Origin of the sequence: Aeromonas sp. LsrichE-8G (assembly GCF_022869435.1) — a bacterium.
GTDB classification, from domain to species: domain Bacteria; phylum Pseudomonadota; class Gammaproteobacteria; order Enterobacterales; family Aeromonadaceae; genus Aeromonas; species Aeromonas caviae.
Genome location: NZ_JALIHH010000272.1, coordinates 1 through 524 on the forward strand (window position 1 = coordinate 1; position 524 = coordinate 524).

Genomic DNA, 524 nt, shown 5'->3' on the forward strand with positions numbered 1-524 from the left:
CGGCTGTAGATGTCCTCTATCAGATAGAGGTAGTAATACTGGCCGCGCACGAGTGACGGCAAGTAGGTGATATCCCAGGACCACACTTGATTGGGCCCAGTCGCGGTATGGCTGGTTGGTACCGGCACATGACGCGGTGGCTGGCTCCGGCCACGCCTGTGCTGCTGGTCAGCCGCCCGCAAGATGCGATAGAAGCTCGACTCACTGGCCAAGTAGCGCCCCTGGTCGGCCAGCCGTGGCACAATTTGACTCGGCGGCAACGAGGCGAACTCCTGGCTATTGCAGACGTCCAGCACGGCCTGCCGCTCCTCTGGGCTCAATGCATGAGCAGGTATGGAACGAACCGCATCCGGTCGCCTATCGGCACTCAGCTCAGGGCCGGCCAACCAGCGCTGGAGCGTGCGCAGACTCAGCCCCAACACCTCGGCCGCAGGATGCTTGCGGGCGCCAGCTTCAAGCGCTTCGCGCCACCATGCAACGTATTGCTGCCGCTCTGGCAACGAGGTCAGTTGTCCTCGTCGACG

At 63.0% G+C, this 524-nt stretch carries 1 pseudogene; it reads right to left on the reverse strand.

Annotated elements, in window-relative coordinates:
* Positions 1-524: pseudogene (locus tag MUW49_RS22170) on the reverse strand (IS3 family transposase); the annotation flags it as partial.